General features: G+C 69.9%; 14 protein-coding genes. 6 read left to right on the top strand and 8 right to left on the bottom strand.

Translation table 11 applies throughout. From position 1 onward, the window contains the following. Positions 1 to 80: 80 nt before the first annotated feature. The 3 genes from IC535_RS02990 to IC535_RS02980 form a co-directional block, all read right to left on the bottom strand. Complete coding sequence (locus tag IC535_RS02990) at positions 81 to 2912, bottom strand: TonB-dependent receptor (RefSeq protein WP_228884310.1); 2832 nt, start codon at positions 2910 to 2912, stop codon at positions 81 to 83. A gap of 194 nt (positions 2913 to 3106) precedes the next feature. Then, positions 3107 to 3769: an energy transducer TonB gene (locus IC535_RS02985; protein WP_228884311.1), complete on the bottom strand. Its 663-nt coding sequence runs from the start codon at positions 3767 to 3769 to the stop codon at positions 3107 to 3109. A gap of 250 nt (positions 3770 to 4019) precedes the next feature. Further along, positions 4020 to 4754, bottom strand: a complete 735-nt coding sequence (locus tag IC535_RS02980) for an SIMPL domain-containing protein (protein WP_228884312.1) — start codon at positions 4752 to 4754, stop codon at positions 4020 to 4022. 129 nt (positions 4755 to 4883) lie between these two features. Between IC535_RS02980 and IC535_RS02975 the strand changes: the two genes are divergently transcribed. From IC535_RS02975 to tldD, 4 genes are all read left to right on the top strand, one after another. After that, complete coding sequence (locus IC535_RS02975; protein WP_228884509.1) at positions 4884 to 5492, top strand: Maf family nucleotide pyrophosphatase; 609 nt, start codon at positions 4884 to 4886, stop codon at positions 5490 to 5492. Next, entirely contained in the window at positions 5485 to 6972 is a 1488-nt protein-coding gene (gene rng / locus IC535_RS02970; RefSeq protein ID WP_228884313.1) for a ribonuclease G, read from the top strand. Before IC535_RS02975 ends, rng begins: the two co-directional genes overlap by 8 nt. Before the next feature lie 45 nt (positions 6973 to 7017). Next, positions 7018 to 10890, top strand: coding sequence for a YhdP family protein (locus IC535_RS02965; RefSeq protein ID WP_228884314.1), 3873 nt, complete (start codon positions 7018 to 7020; stop codon positions 10888 to 10890). 62 nt (positions 10891 to 10952) lie between these two features. Then, complete coding sequence (gene tldD / locus IC535_RS02960; protein WP_228884315.1) at positions 10953 to 12398, top strand: metalloprotease TldD; 1446 nt, start codon at positions 10953 to 10955, stop codon at positions 12396 to 12398. A gap of 78 nt (positions 12399 to 12476) precedes the next feature. Here the strand turns inward: tldD and yjgA are convergent, their stop codons facing one another. Then, complete coding sequence (gene yjgA, locus IC535_RS02955; RefSeq protein WP_228884316.1) at positions 12477 to 13088, bottom strand: ribosome biogenesis factor YjgA; 612 nt, start codon at positions 13086 to 13088, stop codon at positions 12477 to 12479. A 69-nt stretch (positions 13089 to 13157) separates the two neighbouring features. On the opposite strand from yjgA, the gene pmbA reads away from it, so the two are divergent. Next, complete coding sequence (pmbA, locus tag IC535_RS02950; RefSeq protein WP_228884317.1) at positions 13158 to 14525, top strand: metalloprotease PmbA; 1368 nt, start codon at positions 13158 to 13160, stop codon at positions 14523 to 14525. A 74-nt stretch (positions 14526 to 14599) separates the two neighbouring features. Continuing rightward, on the top strand, positions 14600 to 14977 hold the full coding sequence (locus tag IC535_RS02945) for a DUF4870 domain-containing protein (RefSeq protein ID WP_228884318.1): 378 nt from the start codon (positions 14600 to 14602) through the stop codon (positions 14975 to 14977). 107 nt (positions 14978 to 15084) lie between these two features. Here IC535_RS02945 and IC535_RS02940 read toward each other — a convergent pair whose 3' ends face one another. The 4 genes from IC535_RS02940 to IC535_RS02925 all read right to left on the bottom strand — a co-directional run bounded on the left by IC535_RS02940 (position 15085) and on the right by IC535_RS02925 (position 19349). After that, positions 15085 to 15963 (bottom strand): polyprenyl synthetase family protein, encoded by an 879-nt coding sequence (locus IC535_RS02940; protein ID WP_228884319.1) that lies wholly within the window; start codon positions 15961 to 15963, stop codon positions 15085 to 15087. Continuing rightward, entirely contained in the window at positions 15953 to 16213 is a 261-nt protein-coding gene (locus IC535_RS02935) for an exodeoxyribonuclease VII small subunit (protein ID WP_228884320.1), read from the bottom strand. The genes IC535_RS02940 and IC535_RS02935 overlap by 11 nt, the downstream gene beginning before the upstream one ends. 36 nt (positions 16214 to 16249) lie before the next feature. After that, on the bottom strand, positions 16250 to 17536 hold the full coding sequence (gene tilS, locus IC535_RS02930) for a tRNA lysidine(34) synthetase TilS (RefSeq protein ID WP_228884321.1): 1287 nt from the start codon (positions 17534 to 17536) through the stop codon (positions 16250 to 16252). 103 nt (positions 17537 to 17639) lie between these two features. Next, entirely contained in the window at positions 17640 to 19349 is a 1710-nt protein-coding gene (locus IC535_RS02925) for an alkaline phosphatase (RefSeq protein WP_228884322.1), read from the bottom strand. Positions 19350 to 19418 lie beyond the last annotated feature (69 nt).

The following is a 19418-nucleotide window of genomic DNA, read 5'->3' as shown; positions in this document are numbered from 1 at the left end:
CACGCTGAAGCCGGAAGCATGGGGTCGAAATGAAAGAGCCCGGACGGCGTCCGGGCTCTTTATCACTGCTTGCGCGTAAATCAGTTGAAGGTGTACTTCGCACCGACGGTGAAGTAACGGCCGATCGCGCCGCTGAAGTGCAGCGGGTTGTAGTTCACGCCACCGTAGGTGGTCGGATCCAGCGGGGCGATGCGGTCGAACGCGTTCTGCACCGAGGCGTTCAGCTCGAAGGCTTCGGTCACGTTCCAGCGGCCGGACAGGTCGAAGGTGGTGAACGAGGCGATCTTGGTGACGTCGGTACCGTCGGCGTAGGCGAACTGGTACTCGCCATCCGGGCCGCGGAAGTCCTTGTTCTCCATCTTGGAGATGTAGTTGACGATACCGCTGACGCTCCAGTTGCCCTGCTTCCAGGTGGTGCCGAAGTTGACGCGGTCCTTCGGGGTGCCGATGCAGTTGGTGACATCGCAGTTGCCGTGGGTACCGGCGTAATCGCGGGTCACATCCGCGTCGGTGCGCTCGAACTTGAGCACATGGCTCCACTGCAGGTCCATCTGCAGCTGGCCCGGGCCGATGTCGAAGGTCTGGCGGATATCGGTATCGATACCGCGGACCCGGGTCGAGGCCGCGTTGATGTACTGCGTGTTCACCGCCAGGATGCTGCCGGTGCCGGGCACGCCGTTGAGCAGGTTGTTGTCGCGCAGCACGTTGCCTGCGGCGATCGCCTCGCCGGTGTCGCCCTGGGCGATTTCGTTGGTGCGCTTGATCTGCCAGGCGTCCACGGTCAGCGAGGTGGTGGAGGTGGGCTGCAACACCACGCCGAACGAGTAGCTCTTGGATTCCTCCGGCTTCAGATCCTTGTTGGGGCGTGTGATGATGGCCACCGGCAGCGCGCCGCAGTCGTCACCGGTAGCGCCCGGGGCCGGAGTGCCGCCGGGGCAGCGGACCGGATCGGCGGCGTTGGAGAACGCCGCCAGGCCGCCGTCGCCGTTTTCGGCCGGGTTCGGCGCACGGAAGCCTTCGGCATAGCTGGCGCGCAGCGCCACCCAGTCGGCCGGGCTCCACTTCACGCCCAGCTTCGGGGTGGCCTTGCCTTCGCCGCTCTCGTACTTGTCATATCGCAGCGCCGCGCTCAGTTCCAACTGCTCCAGTACCGGTGCGGACAGTTCGGCGTAGCCGGCGTACACGTTCTGGGTGCCGTCATAGGCCGAGTAGCCCAGGCCGATGATGTCGCCCTGGTCGGTGAAGGTCTGCGGGGTCAGGCTGTTGCTGGTCTTGCGCCACTCGGTACCCAGCGCCAGGCCCAGCGGGCCGCCCTTGAGGTCCATCAGGCTGCGCGACACGGTGAAGTCGAACATGTCCAGGCTGGACTTGGCGCGTGCGCTGATGTTCGGGGAGATGTAGTCGTACAGCGCCTGCGAGTTCAGCCCGGCGTTGTCGCCGATGCGCCATACCCCGCCCGGGCAGGCCGGGTTGCCCAGCGCGCAACGTACCGCGTCATAGTTCAGGAAGCCGCTGCGCTTGTTGACCAGGTCGGTGCCCGAATGCAGGAAGGCGGTGTCATAGCTCCAGTCGCCCCAGTTGCCCTTGACTCCGACCAGGAAGCGGTTGAACTCGTTGGTATTGTTGGTCACGCGCGGACCGACATCCCAGGCCGAGTAGCGCAGGCGCGAAGCTTGGCCCGGGATCGGATTGTCCGGGTGGTCCGGGCCGAGCACGGTGGCGCCGTCGCCGCTGTTGGCATTGACCGGGCCGCCGGGGTAGCCCCAACCGCCGGACACGCCCGAGGGGGTATTGCTGAAGGTGGTTTCCTTCTTGGAGTAGCCGATCTCGGTGTAGATTTCGCCGCCCTCGCCGAAGGCGAAGCTGGCGCGGCCGAACACGTTGACGTACTTCTCTTCCGGGGTCAGGTCGCGGTACAGCTGGTTCGGATCCCACAGGCAGCCCTGCGCCTGTGCGGTGGCCTCGGTCTGGCCGGGGATGGTGGTCAGGCCGGCGCAGCCGGGCAGCGCGACCAGGAAGGCGGGGTTGTCTTCGTCCACGTTGCGGTCGTCATACACCGCGCCGTTCGGGCCCACGCCGCCACGGGTGCGGCCGGACAGGAACGCGCCGCCCAGGAACTGCGCATTGTTGCCATAGCCCCACGGGCGCAGGTCGCCGGTGCCGATCCACTTGCGGTTCTTGCGGTCGCTGATCTTGATCGCGTCGGTCTTGCCCACGTCCAGGCTGAAGAACGCATTCCAGCCATCGGTGTTGAGATCGCCGGTGCCGGCGGTCAGCGTGGCCTTCTTGGCATTGCCGTCGCCATCGCCGGAGGTGCCGTAGGAGCCGCGCAGGATGGCGCCCTGGAAGTCGCCGCGCAGGATGATGTTGACCACGCCGGCGATCGCGTCCGAGCCGTAGATGGCCGAGGCGCCGTCCTTGAGGACGTCGATGCGCTCGACCGCATCCAGCGGAATGGTGCTCAGGTCGGTGAAGACCTTCTGGCCGTCATCGGCCAGGCCATAGGTGGCCATGCGGCGGCCGTTCAACAGCACCAGCGTGGAGCCGGCGCCCAGGCCGCGCAGCGAGATGCCGGCGCCGCCGCCGGCAAAGCCGTTGCCGAAGGTCTTGGGGATCGAGCCGGAGCCGTCGGCGGTCAGGGTCTGCAGGTATTCGGCGACCGTGCTCTTGCCGGTGCGGTCGATTTCCTGGCGGGTGATCACCTGGACCGGGGACGGGGTTTCGGTATTGGTGCGGGGGATGTTGGAGCCGGTGACCGTGATCCGGTCAAGGTTGGTCGCTTGTTCCTGGGCCAGTGCCGTCGAGGAGGCCAGCGTGCCGGCCAGCAGCAGGGTGCCGCCGGCAAGGACGGTGGAAATGGAATGGGCGAGGGTACTGCGGCTGCTGTTGAGCCGTTGGATCGGGTGTTTCACAGCTTCTCTCCTGACTGGGAAAACCAACGATGACGATGGATCGGCACTAAAAACGAGTGGCGACCGCGACAATCTAGGTTTCCGGCCGGTGACGAAACCGTGAAAAATTGCTTAATTCGTAACGTTGTGTATCAGCACCGGACGGCACGGAGAGCCAGGATCGGCTCCCCGTGCCGGATGCGTCAGGGCCCCGCTCAGTCCGGCAGCGAGAAGCTCACCGGCACCAGCCCATCGGCGGCCACGGTCTGGCCGTCGACCTGGGCCGGCACGAACCGCCAGTGGCGCAGCACCTGCTGGCGGGCGGCGTTGTCCAGCGCGCGCGAGCCGCTGCTGCGTTCGATCACCACGCTGGAAGCCTTGCCATCGGGCTCCACCCGCACCCGCAGCAATACGGTGCCCTGCTGATGGTCGCGCAGGGCGGTGATCGGGTAGGCCGGCGGCGGGGCGCTGCGGTATTGCAGCTGCGCGCCGGCACCGGCCGGCGCCGGCGCCGGGCTGGGCGGGGTGAGGGTCGGGGCCAGGGTTTCGCCCGCCGGCTGCGGCGGCACCGCGAAGGCCTGCTCGGCACTGGCCGTGGGCGGTGGCAGCGGGGCGGCCTGCGGCTTGGGCACGGTGGTCGACGGCTGCACCAGCTTGGGCGTCTCCTCCTTGATTTCCGGCGGCGCCGGCGGGTTTGCCGGGGGCGGTACCAGCATCCGCACCTGGGTGCGTTCGCGCGGCAGCGGTGCGGCCACGTAGGCGGCCGGGATCAGCAGCAGCATCAGGGCCAGGACGTGCAGGGCCAGCGCGGTGCTCATGCCGAGCACGCGCGAGGCGTCGATGTGCAGCGGGACTACGCGGGGATGGGTACGGACCATGCTCCACTCTCCTTGCCAGATGTGCGGGAACATCAAACGTGCAGGCGCGGCCGGTGGGGTTGCGGTGGGGCACAACACGGGGCCGCGCAATGACAGCAATACCCGAGCCGGGCACGGGCCGGAAGTCAGGGCGGCGGTGGGTGTTTGGCTGGCGCTCAGGAAAGAACCGCGCACAGCATGACGGCGCCCGCAGGCGCCGTCGTCGCAACACGGCCGGTGCGGACCATTGGTCCGCACCGCCCTCGAGGCATTACCGGCCCAGGTCGAACACCACGTCCAGGTTGACCGAGACCGTCGACTCGCCCGGCGACACCGGGGTGGCCGCGTCGGCGGCCATGCCGGCCGACTTGGCCATCATCATCACCGGGCGGAAGTTGCCGCCGCCGCTCTCGGAAATGCTGACGATGCGGCGCACGCGCAGGCCCAGCGACTTGGCGTAGGTCTCGGCGCGGGCCTGGGCCTTCTTCAGCGCGGCCAGGCGGGCCTCGTCATAGACCGGTTCGGGCTGGTCGATCTCGAACTGCGGGCCGTTGATCTGGTTGGCGCCCTGCGCGGCCAGCACGTCCAGCACCTTGCCCAGCTTGGCGATGTCGCGCACCTTCAGGTTGACCGTGTTGCTGGCCTGGTAGCCGGTGATCTTCGGCGCCTCGTTGTCGGCGTAGCGGTACTGCGGGCTGAGGTTGACCCCGCTGGTCTGCACGTCGCGGTCGGCGATGCCGGCGGCCTTCACTGCGGCCAGCACCTTGACCATCTGTTCGGCGTTCTGGCGCATGGCGGTGTTGCCATCGGCGGCCTGGGTGACCACGCCGGCCGACAGCGTGGCCACGTCGGGCACGCGCTTGGCTTCGGCGTTGGCCGAGATGTTGAGCAGGGTGCTGTCGGCGGCGACGGCGACGGCAGGCTGGGTCTGGGCGTGGGCGGTCATCGAGGTTCCCAGGGCAAGGGACAGGGCGAGCAGCAACGGGGACAGGGACAGGCGGCGCATGTGGATCTCCTTGTGAAGGCGTGAGGGTGGTGTCGGGGCGATGAACGTGTCGTGAGCTTTTCCGGGGTTGATGACGATTCGGAGTGGTTGCTTTCGATTCAGACAGGGCACGCAGGTTATGCTTCGACGATGCTTTATCTTGCCTCCCGCTCCCCCCGACGAACCCAACTGCTGGCGCGCCTGGACCGACCGTTCCGCGCGTTGGACCTTGAGGTGCCCGAAGTCCGTGCCGCCGACGAGCCGGCCCGCCATTATGTGCAGCGGGTGGCCGCCGACAAGGCGCGCGCCGGGCTGGCCCTGCTGGCCGACGCGGCCGATGCGGTGGTGCTCGGCGCCGACACCGAGGTGGTGCTGGAGGGCCGGGTGTTCGGCAAGCCGGTCGACGCCGCCGATGCCTGCGCGATGCTGCAGGCGTTGTCCGGGCGCACCCACCAGGTGATGACCGCCGTGGCGCTGGCCGCCCACGGGCGCCAGGACAGCGTGCTGGTGGTGTCGGAGGTGAGCTTCATCGACATCGGCCAGGACGCCATCGCCGCCTATGTGGCCGGCGGCGAACCGATGGGCAAGGCCGGCGCGTACGCGATCCAGGGCGGCGCCGAACGATTCATCCGCCATCTGGCGGGAAGCTATTCGGGTGTGATGGGTTTGCCCCTGCAACAGACCGAGCAGTTGCTGCAGGCGTTTGGCGTTTCGCCCGCTGCTTTCACCACGCCAACGGAGGGCGCCGCCCATGTCTGAAGAAATCCTGGTCAATGTCACCCCGCGCGAAACCCGCGTGGCCGTCATCGAAAACGGCATGCTGCAGGAACTGCACATCGAGCGCGGCTGGCGCCGCGGGGTGGTCGGCAACATCTACAAGGGCAAGGTGCAGCGGGTGATGCCGGGCATGCAGGCGGCCTTCGTCGAGGTCGGGCTGGAGCGCGCCGCGTTCCTGCACGCCAATGATGTGATCCGCCCGGCCCCGGTGGCCAGCGCCGATACCGAGGGCACCACCCTGCCGCCGCCGTCGTCGGTGCCGATCGTGGAGCTGCTGCGCGACGGCCAGGACATCGTGGTGCAGGTGGTCAAGGACCCGATCGGGACCAAGGGTGCGCGCCTGACCACCCAGATCAGCATTCCCTCGCGCTACATGGTGCTGCTGCCGCAGTCCAAGGTGGTCGGGGTGTCGGCGCGGATCGAGGACGAAACCGAGCGCGCCCGGCTGAAGAGCCTGGTCACCGAGCTGTCGGCCCAGCACGGTGGCTACGGCTACATCGTGCGCACCAACGCCGAGGGCCAGCCGGCCGAGGCCATCGCCGAGGACGTGGCCTACCTGTCGCGGGTCTGGAACGTGGTCGAGCGCCGCGGCCGCGACGCCGCCCCGCTGAGCGTGATCTATGAAGACCTGAGCCTGCCGCTGCGTTCGGTGCGCGACCTGATCCGCAAGGACGTGGACAAGGTCAAGGTCGACTCCAAGGAAACCTTCACCCAGCTGCAGGCCTTCGTGGCCAAGTACATGCCGGTGCTGGCCGAAAAGCTCGAGCTGTACAGCGGCGACCGCCCGATCTTCGACATGTTCGGGGTCGAGGACGAGATCGGCCGCGCGCTGGACAAGCAGGTGCCGCTCAAGTCCGGCGGCTACCTGGTGATCGACCAGACCGAGGCGATGACCACCATCGATGTGAACACCGGTTCGTTCCTGGGCCAGCGCAACCTGGAAGAAACCGTGTTCCGCACCAACCTGGAGGCGGCCCAGGCGGTGGCCCGCCAGCTGCGGCTGCGCAACCTGGGCGGGATCATCATCATCGACTTCATCGACATGGATGACGCCGAACACCGCCGCCAGGTGCTGCGCACGCTGGAAAAGGCGCTGGCGCGCGACCATGCCAAGACCACCGTCTACGATTTCTCGCCGCTGGGGCTGGTCGAGATGACCCGCAAGCGCACCGTGGAAAGCCTGGAACGGCAGCTGTCCGAACCCTGCCCGGAATGCAGCGGGCGCGGCTCGATCAAGACCGCCGAAACGGTCACCTACGAAATCTTCCGCGAGATCACCCGTGCGGTGCGCCAGTTCGATGCGGCGCGGCTGCTGGTGATCGCCTCGTCCAAGGTGGTGGCGCGGATCACCGACGAGGAATCGGCGGCGGTGGCCGAACTGGAAGAATTCCTTGGCAAGTCGATCCGCTTCCAGGCCGACGAGCAGTACCTGCAGGAGCAGTTCGATGTCGTGCTGCTCTGACCTTCGCCTGCCTGCGCCCTGGTGCGCGGGCAGGTATGCGTGCCGATGACCACGCCGCTGCGACTGCGACTGCGAAGGATTCGCCGCCATGCCGTCTACGCCATGGCGATCGTGCTGGTGGTGGTGGCGGTGCTGGTGGGCACCGTCAGCCAGCTGCTGCCCCTGGCCGAGCGCCACCCCGACAAGGTGGCGGCCTGGCTGAGCGCGCGCGCCGGCCAGCCGGTACGGTTCGACCATCTTGATACCACCTGGACCCGGCGCGGCCCGCTGCTGCAACTCAAGGGCCTGCGCATCGGCCAGGGGCAGGGCATCGTCATCGGCGAGGCCGAGGTGCTGGTGTCGATGTACGCCGGGCTGCTGCCCGGGCATTCGTTGACCGAACTGCGCCTGCGTGGGCTGGCGCTGGTGCTGGAGCGCGCCGACGACGGCCGCTGGTCGGTGCGCGGCTTGCCGCAGGGCGGCAGCGGCGATCCGCTGGAGGCGCTGCGCCGCCTGGGTGAGCTGCAGGTGATCGGCGGCCGGCTGAGCGTGGAGGCACCCTCGCTGGACCTGCACGCGCAGCTGCCGCGCATCGACCTGCGCCTGCGCGTGAACGGCCAGCGCCTGCGCGTCGGCGCACGCGCCTGGGCCGACCCGGCCGCCGCGCCGCTGACCGCGGTGCTGGATTTCGAACGCGCGCAGGGCAACGGCCAGGCCTGGCTGTCGGCCGACCCGGCCGATTTCCGCGCCTGGTCGCGCCTGCTGCAGTTCGGTGGGGTGGCATTGCAGCAGGGCGGCGGGCAGCTCAACGCCTGGGTGGACCTGCGCGACCACCGGGTGGTGATGGTCACCGCCGATGCCGACCTGGCCGGCCTGCGCCTGCGCGGCGCGCTGCTGGCCGACGGCACCCGGCCGCAGCTTGCACTGGACACCCTGCAGTTGCGTGCGCGCTGGCGCTGGGTGCGCGGCGGCTGGCGCGCCGATGCGCCGCAGTTGCGCATCGGCCTGGCCGGCGGTGCGCAGGTGCAACGCCTGGACGGGCTGCTGCTGGCCGGCGGCCAGCACTACGCGCTGGCCGGGGACAATATCGATGCCACTGCGCTGCTGCGCGCGCTGGCGCTCAGCGACCGGGTCGAACCGGGCCTGCGCCGGTGGCTGCTGCAGGCCGCCCCGCATGCGCGGATGAGCCGGGTGCGGATAGCCGGGCAACGCGACGGCGCGCTGTCCATCCAGGGCGAACTGGACGACATCGGCTTTGCCGCAGTCGGCCATGCGCCCGGCCTGGGCGGGGTGGGCGGGCGTTTCAGCGGGGATGCCGACGGCTTCCAGTTGGACCTGCAGCCCACCCGCACCCTGCAGTTCGATTGGCCCAGCGGTTTCGGCCAGCGCCACGACGTGCGCCTGGCCGGCAGCCTGGTCGGCTGGCGCGACGAGGCCGGTGGCTGGCGGGTGGGCACCCCGGCACTGCGCGTGCAGGGCACCGACTATGCCGCCGACGTGCGTGGCAGCGTGTGGTTCCAGGGCGACGGCAGCCGGCCGTGGATGCAGCTGGCCGCGCGCATCGACGATGTGCCGATGACCACGGCCAAGCGTTTCTGGGTGCATTCCAGGATGAGCAAGCGCGCCACCGACTGGCTGGACGCCGCGCTGGTGTCCGGCCAGGTGCGTGGTGGCGTCGGCCTGGTCACCGGCGACCTGGACGACTGGCCGTTCGACCGCAACAACGGCCGCTTCGAGGCCACCGGGCATATCAGCAACGGCACCATCGCCTTCCAGCGCGACTGGCCGGCGATGGGCAAGGTCGATGCCGATATCGCCTTCATCGGCCCGGGCTTCGAACTGCATGGCAGCGGCGACCTGGCCGGGGTGGCGGTGAACCACTTCGATGCGGGCATCGCCGATTTCGGCCAGACCCCGCTGTACGTCAAGGCCACCACCCGCAGCGACGCCGGCGCGCTGCTGGCCATGCTCAAGCAGAGCCCGCTGCAGGCCACCTATGGCGATACCCTGGACAACCTCACCGCCAGCGGCCCGGCTGCGGTCAACTTCGACCTGCTGCAGCCGTTGCGCCCCGACGAAGGCGGCGGCCACCTGCACGGCACGGTCGAGCTGGCCGGCGCCAAGCTGGCCGACAAGCGTTTCGACCTGACCTTCGAGGCCATGCGCGGGCAGGCCAGGTACAGCCGCGATGGTTTCGGTGCCGACAACCTGGCGGTGCACCACCTCGGCCAGGACGGGCTGCTCAGCCTGCGCGCCGGCGGCTATGTGCGCGACCCGCTGCAGGCCTTTGAATCGGAACTGAGCGCGTCGCTGGATGCCGGCACGCTGCTGGACCGCGCGGCGGCGTTGAGCTGGCTCAAGCCGTACATCGCGGGCACCTCGCGTTGGACCATCGGGGTGACCCTGCCCAAGGTCGCGCCCGGGGCCAGGACCACGCCGCCGACCCTGCTGACCCTGCGTTCGGACCTGGTCGGCACCCGGCTGGACCTGCCGGCGCCGCTGGACAAGGCCGCGCCGGTGCCGCTGGCGACCACGGTCAACGCGCAGCTGCCGATGGACAGTGGCCGGGTCGATGTGGCCTTCGGCCAACGGCTGGCGCTGGCCGCGCGCACCCACAACAACCAGACCGGGGTGCAGGTCACCCTCGGCAGCAGCCGCGTCGACCGCGACCCGCCGGCCAGCGGCCTGGCGGTGAACGGCCGCAGCGGTTCGCTGGACGCGCTGGAATGGATCGGCCTGGCCCGCTCGCCCGGTGGCGGTGGCGGCGACCCGGACCCGATGCCGCTGCGCCAGGTCGATGTGCAGGTCGGCCAGTTGTTGCTGGCCGGTGGGGTGTTCGCGCAGACCCGGCTGCAGCTGCGGCCGAACGCCAGCGGGGTGGACGTGCGCCTGGACGGCCCGTCGCTGGCCGGCAGCCTGAGCGTGCCCAATGCCGATGGCGGCACCATCGTCGGCAAGCTCAGCCGGGTGCACTGGCAATCCCTGCCCACCCCGGCCAAGGTGCCGTCCGACGGCGCGCCGATCCTGCTGCCGCCCGATGCCACCCTGCCGGCCCGGGTCCAGGCCAGTGCCAACGACACCAACCCGGCAAAGATTCCGCCGCTGTCGCTGGATATCGACGACCTGCAGTTCGGCAAGGCCGTGCTCGGCCAGGCGACGCTGCGCACGCGCCCGTTCGGCAACGGCCTGAACGTGGACCAGCTGCAGTTCCGCGCGCCCAGGCAGGCCATCGACATCCAGGGCCGCTGGCTGGGCATGGGCGAAGCGGCGCGCACCCAGGTCACCGTGCAGGTCAAGAGCGAGGACCTGGGCGGGCTGATGCAGAACCTGGACTACGGCGGCCAGCTGCGCGGCGGCCAGGGCCAGTTGAGCCTGGATGCCGGCTGGCAGGGCGGCCCCTCGGACTTCCAGCTGGGGGCGCTGCAGGGCCAGCTGCAGGTGCAGGCGCGCAACGGCCAGCTGCTGGAGCTGGAGCCCGGCGCCGGCCGCGTGCTCGGCCTGCTCAGCGTGACCCAGCTGCCGCGGCGGTTGATGTTCGACTTCCGCGACTTCTTCTCCAAGGGCTTTGCCTTCAACCAGGTCGAGGGCACGCTGGCCTTCGCCAACGGCATGGCCACCACCGACAAGGTGCTGATCGAAGGCCCGGCGGCCAACATCAGCATCCGCGGCCAGACCGACCTGCGCCGCCAGCAGTTCGACCAGACCATCGACGTCAACCCGCGCGCGGGCAACCTGCTGACCGTGGTCGGCGCGGTGGCCGGCGGGCCGGTCGGCGCGGCCGTGGGCGCCGCTGCCAATGCGGTGCTGTCCAAGCCGCTGGGCAATATCGGCGCCAAGACCTACCGGGTCACCGGCCCCTGGGCCGAGCCCAAGGTCGAGGTGATCGACCGCGACGATGCACCCAAACCGGCCGCGGCCGCGCCGCCTCCGGTACGCTGATCCCCATGTACCCGTTCCCGCGCCCGGCTTGCGATAGCGGCCGGCGCCCTCAGATAGATGCCATGACCGACAACGCACTCACCCTTGCCCATCAACGCCTGCTGCTGCCCGCCGGGCTGGATTTCGGCGGCCTGGAACGTACCTTCGGCACCCTGCTGGGGCCGGGCATCGATTTTGGCGACCTGTACTTCCAGCATGCGCGCCGCGAAAGCTGGAGCGTGGAGGACGGCATCGTCAAGGACGGCGCCCATTCGATCGAGCAGGGCGTGGGCGTGCGCGCCATCGCCGGCGAGAAGACCGGTTTTGCCTATTCCGACGACATCCACAGCGATGCGCTGCTGGCGGCGGCCCATTCGGCCCGCGCGATTTCGCGCGAGGGCGGGGCGCAGCAGGCGCGCTCGCTGGTGCGTGGCAATGGCCGCGCGCTGTACCCGGCGCTGGACCCGATCGACGGCATCGGCAACGAGGCCAAGGTCGAGGTGCTCAAGCGCCTGGACCGCTACCTGCGCGCGGCCGACCCGCGCGTGCAGCAGGTGATGGTGAGCCTGTCCGGTGGCGTGGACACAGTGCTGATCGCGCGCAGCGACGGCGTGCTGGCCGCCGACATCCGCCCGCTGGTACGGCTGAACGTGCAGGTGATCGTGGAGCAGCAGGGCCGCCGCGAATCCGGCTATGCCGGCGGTGGCGGCCGTTACAGCTACGAGGAACTGTTCGCCGACGGCCGCCCGGAGGGCTTCGCCCGCGAGGCGCTGCGCCAGGCCCTGGTCAACCTGGAGGCGATTCCGGCCCCGGCCGGGGTGATGACCGTGGTGCTCGGCCCGGGCTGGCCCGGCGTGCTGCTGCACGAGGCGGTGGGCCACGGCCTGGAAGGCGATTTCAACCGCAAGGGCACCAGCGTCTATGCCGGCCGGGTCGGCGAGCGCGTGGCCGCCCCGGGCGTGACCATCGTCGATGACGGCACCCTGGACGGTCGTCGCGGCTCGTTGAACATCGACGACGAGGGCCACCCGACCCAGTGCACCACGCTGATCGAGGACGGCATCCTGGTCGGCTACATGCAGGATTCGCTCAACGCGCGGCTGATGGGCGTGGCCCCGACCGGCAACGGCCGCCGCGAGTCGTTCGCGCACATGACCATGCCGCGCATGACCAACACCTACATGCGCGCCGGCCAGCACGACCCGGAAGAAATGATCCGCTCGGTCAAGAAGGGGCTGTACGCGGTCAATTTCGGCGGCGGCCAGGTCGACATCACCAGCGGCAAGTACGTGTTCTCGGCCACCGAGGCCTACCTGATCGAAGACGGCAGGATCACCGCGCCGGTGAAGGGCGCCACGCTGATCGGCAACGGCCCGGAAACCATGCAGAAGGTACGCATGATCGGCAACGATCTGGCCCTGGACGAGGGCGTGGGCATCTGCGGCAAGGATGGCCAGAGCGTGCCGGTCGGGGTGGGCCAGCCGTCGCTGCTGATCGACGGCATCACCGTGGGCGGCACCCAGGCCTGAGCCGGGATGCGCCCGATGCCACGGTTTGAGCACGCCGTCGCCGGCCCGGTGCCGGCTACGCCGCGCGGGCGCCGGGACTCAGTCCTCGGCGTTGCCGCCGGTATCGGTGTCGGTGTCGGCCGGCTGGTCCTGCTCGTCCTGGTCGGCGTGAACGCCTTCCAGGCCCAGCGCGGCCGGCAGCATCAGCACCCGCAGCGTCTGGTAGATCTCGCGGAACGCGCGCGGCGGCTTGTTCTTGGCACGCTCGGCCTGGGCATTGCGCACCAGCGTGCGCAGCTGCTGGCGGTCGGCCTGCGGGTATTCGTCCAGCAGCGCGCCCAACGCCTTGTCGCCGTCCTTCATCAGGCGCTCGCGCCAGTCTTCGACCCGGTGCAGCATGGCCACTTCACGGCGCGAGGAGTCGCTGTTGACATCCAGCGCGTCGCGCAGCGCATCGAGCACGGCATCGTCTTCGCGGCGCATGTGCTTGGCCAGGAACGCCAGCTGGCGCTTGTGGGCGATATGGGCGGTGATCCGCTTGGCCTCGGCGATGTGCGGCAGCAGGTCTTCGGGCACCGGCAGGCGGGCCAGCTGGGCCGGGGTCAGCGCGACCAGCTTCTCGCCCAGGGCCAGCACGTCCAGTGCAGCCCGGCGGTTCTGGCTGCGGCTGATATCAAGGAATTCACCGGTTTCTTCGTCGCGTCCGCGCATCGTCTTATTTCCACATCCGTAAACTGTGCCCCGCGTCGCGCCGGGCACTAACCCCCACAGGATAAAGCATTGAACGTGATCTCCCCTGAAGTGGCCCCGGCCGACGACAGCCTGCAGCGCCTGGAGCAGCTGGCCGATATCTCCCAGCGCCTGCTGGAGCGGGCCCGGGCCCTGGGCGCGACCCAGGCCGAGGTCAGCTGCAGCGACGAGCGCGGGCTGGATGTGAACGTGCGCCTGGGCGAGGTCGAGACGGTCGAGGCCACCCGCGACCGCGGTATCGCGGTGACCGTCTACTTCGGCCAGCGCAAGGGCAGCGCCAGCACCGCCGACCTGCGCGAGGACAGCCTGGAATCGACCGTGGCCCAGGCCTGCGCGATCGCCCGGCATACCGAGGACGACGATGCGGCCGGGCTGGCCGATGCGGCCCTGATGGCCCGTCAGTTCCCCGACCTGGACGGCTGGCACCCCTGGGAACTGAGCGCCGACCAGGCCGTGGACCTGGCCCTGGCCTGCGAGGCGGCCGGGCGCGAGGCCGACGGCCGCATCAGCAATTCCGACGGCGCCTCGGCGGCCACCGCGCAGAGCCTGTCGGTATATGCCAACTCGCATGGCTTCATCGGCCGCGAGCGCAGCAGCCACCATTCGATCGGCTGTGCGCTGATTGCCGGCCAGGGCGATGGCATGCAGCGCGATGGCTGGTACAGCAGCGCGCTGGCCCGGGAAGACCTGGAGTCGCCGGCGGCGATCGGCCGTCATGCCGCCGCGCGCACCGTGGCCCGGCTGCAGCCGCGCTCGATGGCCACCGCGCAGATGCCGGTGCTGTACGCGCCGGAGGTGGCGCGCTCGCTGATCGGGCACCTGCTCGGCGCGGTGTCCGGCGGGGCGCTGTACCGCCGCGCCAGCTTCCTGCTCGACAGCGTCGGCACCCGGCTGTTCCCGGACTGGTTCGGCATCGAGGAGCTGCCGCTGCTGCGCCGCGGCCTGCGTTCGTCGGCGTTCGACGGCGACGGGGTGGCCACGCGCAATGCGGCCCTGGTCAGCGACGGGGTACTGCAGCGGTATGTCCTGGGCAGCTACTCGGCGCGCAAGCTGGGCCTGCCGACCACCGGCAACGCCGGCGGCGTCCACAACCTGCAGGTCCGGGCCAATGCCGGCGACCTGGCCGCGATCGCGCGGCAGATGGGCGAGGGCCTGCTGGTCACCGAACTGATGGGGCAGGGCGTCAACGGGGTCACCGGCGACTACTCGCGCGGGGCCGGCGGTTTCCGCGTGGAGAACGGCGAAATCACCTACCCGGTGGACGGCATCACCATCGCCGGCAACCTCAGGGACATGTTCGCCAGCATCGAGGCGGTGGGCACCGACGTGGACCGCCGCTCGCACGTGCAGGTGGGCTCGATCCTGGTCGGCCGGATGACCGTCGCGGGCAACGATTGACGTATTCTATGGGCGCTGCCCAGGCAGGCGGGGAGCCTGCCCAGCTGTACCCACATTCGAACAAGGAGTTTCTCGTGAGCGATTTCGACAACGTCACCGCCCCGCCGCCGGCACCGGCCGGTGAGGCGCCGTCCGACCAGCGCACCATGGCGCTGGTGGCCCATATCCTGGGTATCTTCACCGGCTTCATCGGTGCGCTGATCATCTGGCTGGTCAACAAGGACGACAGCAGCAAGCCGTTCGTGGTCGACCAGTCCAAGGAAGCGCTGAACTTCCAGATCACCGTGATGATCGCCTACATCATTTCCAGCATCCTGGTCGTGGTGCTGATCGGCACGCTGATGCTGGCCGCGGTATGGGTGGCCAACCTGGTGCTGTGCATCCTGGCGGCGGTCAAGGCCAACAACGGTGAAGCCTACCGCTACCCGTTCACGCTGCGCCTGATCAAGTAATCCAGCGCGCAGGCGTGGAAAGAAAACGCCCGGGATTCCCGGGCGTTTTTTTTGGCGACACCTGTAGCGATCGACCGTTGGTCGATCACCGCGCAACGCGCGGTGTATCAGTAACTACGTTCCACCGCCAACCGCCCCAGCGCACGCAATGCATCGGCGCGCTCGCCGTAACCGGCCAGGCTGTCGTGCATGCGCTGGTTGAGCATGGCCAGGTGCGCCTTGGCGCCGTCCATGCCGAGCAGGGCGGGGAAGGTGGACTTGGCCTGCGCCTGGTCCTTGCCGGCGGTCTTGCCGAGCTGTTCGGAACTGGCCTCGACATCGAGGATGTCATCGCGCACCTGGAAGGCCAGGCCCAACGCGCTGGCGAAATCGTCCAGCTGCAGCATCTCGCTCTGCGTCGCGTCGCCGCACAGCGCGCCCATGCGCACCGCCGCGCGGATCAGCGCGCCGGTCTTCAGTGCATGCATGCGCTGCAGCGCCTCCAGCGGCTGGGCCTGGCCGGTGGCATCGATGTCCAGCGCCTGGCCGCCGCACATGCCGGCCGCGCCGGAGGCGTGGGTCAGCGACTGCAGGCAGTGCACGCGCAGCATGGCCGGCAACGCCGCGTCGGCGAGCAGGCCGAAGGCGCGGGTCTGCAGTGCATCGCCGGCCAGGATCGCGGTGGCCTGGTCGAAGGCGATATGGGTGGTCGGCCGGCCGCGGCGCAGCGCGTCGTCGTCCATCGCCGGCAGGTCGTCGTGCACCAGCGAATAGGCGTGGATCAGTTCAACGGCCATCGCCGGGGTGTCCAGCGCGTGTTCGTCGGCGGCAAACAGCTGGCCGCTGGCATACACCAGCAGTGGCCGCATGCGCTTGCCGCCGCCGAGTACCGCATAGCGCATCGCCTGGTGCAGGCGCTGCGGCGCGTGGTCGGGGGCGGGCAGGCAGGCGTCGAGCTGGCTTTCGATGCGGTCGCGCCAGCGCGCGAACGCGGACTCAACCGTCATGGCCGGGCGGGTCGAAGGGTTCGGCGGTGTCCGGCTGGGCCGGGTTGCTGAGCAGGCGCACGCGCAGTTCTGCCTGTTCCAGCGCCTGCTGGCACTGGCGGTACAGGCCCACGCCGCGCTCGTAGGCGCTCAGCGACTGTTCCAGGCTCATCTCGCCGGTTTCCATCTTCTCCACCAGTTGCTCCAGTTCTTCCAGCGACTGCTCGAAGTGGGCGACCGGGGAGGTTTCGTTGGGGGACTTCTTGGGCATGGGGCAAGTGTGATGCGCCAACCCGGTGGGGTCAATTCACGCCGCGCCCGGGGTCCAGCGCAGGCGTGCGTGGTGTTCATCCAGCCACTGCTGCAGCGGTGCGGCGATCACCTGGTCGCCGGCGGCCATCAACACCTCGCCGTCGAACAGCAGCGGCAACTGGCGGCGTTGCCAGGGCGGCAGGCCACCGCGCTGCAGCAGGTCCTTGAGCGCGTGGGAATGGGTGCGGCCGGGCAGCTGGATGCGTTCGCCGCCGCGGCGTGCGCTGATCTGCAGTGCATTGCGCAGGCGCGGCGCACCGATCAGCTCCAGCAGGCCGCCATCGGGCAGCGCCAGTGGCGCGCGTCCGTCCCAGTGCACGCTCCAGTGCGGTGGCAGGGCCAGGGTGGTCGACAACAGGTGCAGCTCGCCGCGCCAGCGGCGGATGCGGGCGCCCTGCCAGGCGAACTGCGCATCGGCATCGTGGGCGGCCGGCAACAGCTCGCGTTCGATCGCCTCGATGCCGGCGGCCGGCAGCGGCGGCAGGCCGCACTGGCGCACCCAGCGGCGCAGCAGGCGGGCGCGGCGCTCGCGCGGCTGCTTGAGCAACCGGGCGCAGTCGAGCACGCCGGCGGCCACGCTGCAGCGGCGCAGCAGGTCGCGGTCGGAAACGTCCAGCAGGCGCTGCGATTGCCCGCACAGGTCGGCGCTGCGCGCGAAGGCGGCGTCGGCCTGCGGCCAGCGTTGCTGCAGCAGCGGCAGCACGTGCAGGCGCAGGAAGTTGCGGTCGGCGTCGTCCAGCGCATTGCTGGGGTCGTCGATCCAGTGCAGCTGGTGGGCGCGGGCGTGGGCCAGCAGGTCGCTGCGCGGCAGCTGCAGCAACGGGCGCCACACCTGGCCGGTGGCGAACGGGGCCTGCGCGCGGATGGCGGCCAGCCCGTCCACGCCGGAGCCGCGCAGGGCGCGCAGCAGGAAGGTTTCGGCCTGGTCGTCGCGGTGATGGGCCAGGGCCAGCCATTCGCCCGGCTGCAGGGCGTTGGCGAAGGCGTCGCGGCGCGCGTGGCGGGCGGCCGCTTCCAGGCCCTGGCCGCTGTCGCGGGCGACGTCGACGTGGATCACCTGCAGTGCGATGCCCCATTGGGCGCACAGCGCGCGGCAATGCTCGACCCAGTCCCCGGCCACCGCCTGCAGGCCGTGGTGCACATGCAGCGCGCGCAGGCCGGCGGCACGTTGGGCCGGGGACTGCGCCAGCCAATGCAGCAGCACGGTCGAATCCAGCCCGCCACTGAAACCGACCAGGACCGGCGTGGGAGAAGCGGGGAAGGGGGGAAGCGGGCTGATCATCGGGCCGGTTGGGAAGAGGGGGGGGCAGGAAGTGCCGGCACTGGGCCGGCACCCGTTATCGCACCGACCGGCGGTCGGTGGCTAGCGGCGGCCCCGGCGGCGGTCAGCGGGCGTCGGGGCGGCGTTCGAACGCGGCCGGCTTGGGCAGTTCCACCGGCACGCCCTTGGCATCGCAGGTGCCGGCCTGGCACAGGCGCTGGCGCAGGCGCGGGGTGGCCTGCACGATCAGGTGGTAGATCGCGTTCTGTTCCATGGTGCCGCCCACCGCCTTGCTGCCCGGGCCGCGCGCCCAGATGCCGACGTCATCGCCGCCATGGGTTTCGCTCTTGCTCGGCACCAGCGCTTCCTGCATGTAGTCCTCGTCCTCGGTGTCGACGTGGCTCAGGTCCGGGCGGCCGGCGGCCGGGTCGAAGCTGCTGGGGTTGTGCGGGTAACGCTTGGGCCCGGCCGGCTGCTGGTTGCTGCTGCCGGTGTAGCCGGGGCCGTTGGCGTAGCTCAGGGTGGTGTAGGGCAGGCCCAGGCCGTCGCGGGCCAGGTCCAGCGCGCCGGTGCCGTCTTCGCCGCCCTTGTCCTTGACCTTGCCCAGGATCGGGTTGCCGCGGGCGGGGTAGCCGACGAAGTTCAGGGTATGGGAGTGGTCGGCGGTGACGATGATCAGGGTGTCCTGGTCGGAGGTGGCCTCCACCGCGGCGCGCACCGCATCGGACAGCGCCACGGTATCGCTCAGCGCGCGGTAGGCGTTGCCGCTGTGGTTGGCATGGTCGATGCGGGCGCCTTCGACCATCAGTACATAGCCTTCCTGGTGCCTGGCCAGGTTGCCGATCGCCGCACGGGTCAGCTCGGCCAGGCTGGGTTCGCCGGCCGGGTCGTCCTTGCGTTCGGCTTCATAGCGCATGTGGTCCGGCTCGAACAGGCCCAGGATCGCCGGCGCATCGGTGGCGGCCTGCAGCTGCTTGGCGTTCCACACATAGGCGCCGCGCGGATGGGCCTGCTGCCATTCGCCGACCAGGTTGCGCCCGTCCAGGCGCTGGCCGACCTTGTCGTCGTACTCCGGATCGCGCTCCTGGACGGTGGTGAACTGGGCGCGGCCGCCGCCCAGGGCGACCAGCGGGCCGCGGCCGTAGCGCGAGGTGGACAGCAGCTGCTGGGCGATGTCCTTGCAGCCGGCGGCCTTGGCGGCCTCGGGCAGGTCGGCGTCGTTTTCCCAGTTGCGCTCGGGCGAGTGCGCATAGGTGGCCGCCGGGGTGGCGTGGGTCAGGCGCGCGGTGGAGACGATGCCGGTGGCCATGCCGGCGCTGTCGGCCAGCTGCAGCCAGGTCAGCAGTTCCTTGTTGAGGCTGTCGGCGCAGTCGTTGCGGGTGCCGGCGCTGACGCCGATGGCGCCCATGTGGGTCTTCACCCCGGTGGTGATGGCGGTCATGGTGCCGGCCGAGTCGGGGGTCTGCGAATCGGTGTTGTAGGTCTTGCTGAATGCGGTGGCCGGGAAGCGTTCCCAGGACAGCAGGTTCTCTTCGCCGGGGTTGCCGTTGCGCTGGCCCTCGAAGATGCGGGCGGCGGCCACGGTGGTCAGGCTCATGCCGTCGCCGAGGAACAGGATGACGTTCTTTGCCTTGCCGGCCATGGCGCCGTTGCCGGCGGCGCGGGCGGCACCGCTGCGGTACCACCATTGTGGGGTCTCACCGGCCGGGTGGGCCACGGCGGGGACGTCGACCGCAACCGCGCCGGCGGCGCTGGGGGCGGGGGAAGTGCTGGCGCAGGCGCCCAGCAGCAGGGTGGTGGCGATGGCCGCCACCAGGGACGTGGTACGGGACATGGACAGGCATATCTCACAGGTGAAACGGGCGTTCATTATGCAGAAGGACGCAAGGCACGCCGATGACAC

Origin of the sequence: Stenotrophomonas rhizophila (genome assembly GCF_020857975.1) — a bacterium.
Lineage (GTDB): Bacteria > Pseudomonadota > Gammaproteobacteria > Xanthomonadales > Xanthomonadaceae > Stenotrophomonas > Stenotrophomonas rhizophila_C.
Note: the sequence above shows the minus strand (reverse complement) of the source record. Positions and strands in the feature narration are given on the sequence as shown.